We start from the raw sequence: 2016 nt of genomic DNA, 5'->3' as shown, positions 1-2016 counted from the left end.
TGAGCCCGATACAATATCGAACTCATTTTTATAATTATTAATTTTTAATCTGTCCAAACTTTTGGGTGCAGTCTAGATAAGGAGCTTTTTTTAGTGGTATGTATTTTAAAAATAATAATATAGATAAAATTAAAAGCAGAACGGATAAATTTCTCAAATCCGTCTATTTTATATTTAAACCGCATTTCGCCAAGCCTTTGTGCTTGTTGCACAACTCTAAAATAGACTAATTTTTCGTATTTTGTTGTATGCAAGGACGAAAAGAATTTACTCCACAACTTTTTTATGAATTAAGTTTAGATCGGCTAGTTCCATCTGATAACTTTTATCGCCAAGTAAATCAAGTATTAGATTTACATTTTCTGTATAGATCCACTCAAAAATATTACGGTACTCAAGGTCAAGAAAGTATAGATCCTGTGGTGTTTTTTAAAATATTGTTAGTGGGTTATTTGAATAATATCAATAGCGACAGAGCATTGATTCGCTATTGTAGCAATTGCTTGGATGTTCGCTTGTTTTTAGGTTATGATCTGAACGAACAATTGCCTTAGCATTCAACCATAAGCCGAACGCGCGCGTTATTTGGCCAAGAAGTTTTCTTGCAATTGTTTCAGTTGGTTTTAAAACTGTGTGTGAATAAAGTCATGGTTTCAGGGAAACGTCAGGCGGTAGACTCAGCGTTTATTAAAGCCAATGCCAGCATGGATTCTTTGGTAGAAAAAGAAGTTTTAAATGATGCTTCTGCTTTTGTGAATGAGTTAGAAGAAAATTCAGAATTCAAAGTAACATCAACACGCAAAAAGTTGGTAGAACAACATCATAATTGGAAAAAAGAAGTGTTTAAATTGATGCCCGCTGCTCGAAAAGCAATTCAATTGGATGAGGATGGCAACGAGATTCGACCTCAGTTTTTAAGCAATCATACCCATTATAGCCCAACAGATCCTGATGCGAAAATCTCGACCAAATCAAGAAAACCACGTCAATTAAACTATGCTGGACAATTAGCTGTTGACGATAAACATCACGTGATTACAGGTGCTTGTGCCAGTAGCGCAGGTAGCAAAGACAGTACAATCTTTTCTGAAATCATGGATCAAACTTTATCAAATTTTAAACAAAACGATATACAAATAGGAGAAGTTTTAGCTGATGCGGGCTATAGTAGCGGTACAAGTTTGCAATATTGTGAAGATCATAACTTAGATGCTTGGATTCCCAACTTTGGACAATATAAACCCGAGCGAGAAGGTTTTATTTTTAATAAGAAAGAGAATCGATACGAATGTATTAAAGAAGGCGGAAATAAAGCTTTTTTACCATTTAAACGAACTTTAACAGACAGCAAAGGCTACGAAAAGAAAAGCTATAGAAGTTCGGAAAAAGATTGTGGACAATGTCCTTTACGAGAAAGTTGTTGTGGAAAAGTAACCAAGTTTAAAAAGTTGGAAGATAGCATTCACAAGCCTTTGTACGATAAAATGCATGAAAAACTCACCCAAAATAAAGCGTATCACCGCAGGTTAGTTAAACGTCGAAGTTCTACAGTAGAACCAGTTTTAGGAACGTTGATTAACTTCTTTAACCTAAAACGAATCAACAGCAGAGGAATGTCTAAAGCCAATAAACATGTACTAATGTCAAGTTTATCTTACAACTTGAAGAAATATCTACGCTTTACAGTCAAAAAATCAAGTGTTTTAGCCCAAGTTATTTATTTAAAACAAGGGAAGAACTACGCTTCTACAAAATCACTCCTTCACTCCTTAAAAAGTGCGTTTTTAAACCCCTATAATTTTACAATTTAATATATTTCCAAAAAATAAACCTCGCTTAAAAAGGCTTAAACGAGGTCATATATTCTGTTTTTTACTGTAAATTGGAGTTGTGCAACAGTTACCTATGTTGTACGACGTAGTTATGTTTTGGGTTTTAATCCAGCTAAATATTTTCGTATGTCATTTTCTAATTTATCCGGGTATTTGTACTCTAATTTTTTTGACAATTCAGTTC

1 pseudogene is annotated in these 2016 nt (G+C 33.9%); it reads left to right on the top strand.

The window, feature by feature from the left end:
* The first annotated feature begins 248 nt into the window (after window positions 1-248).
* A pseudogene (locus tag HX088_RS13795) lies at window positions 249-1811 on the top strand (IS1182 family transposase).
* Window positions 1812-2016: the final 205 nt, after the last annotated feature.

It is taken from the genome of Empedobacter sp. 225-1, assembly GCF_030328185.1.
Classification (GTDB): Bacteria; Bacteroidota; Bacteroidia; order Flavobacteriales; family Weeksellaceae; genus Empedobacter; species Empedobacter stercoris.
Note: the sequence above shows the minus strand (reverse complement) of the source record. Positions and strands in the feature narration are given on the sequence as shown.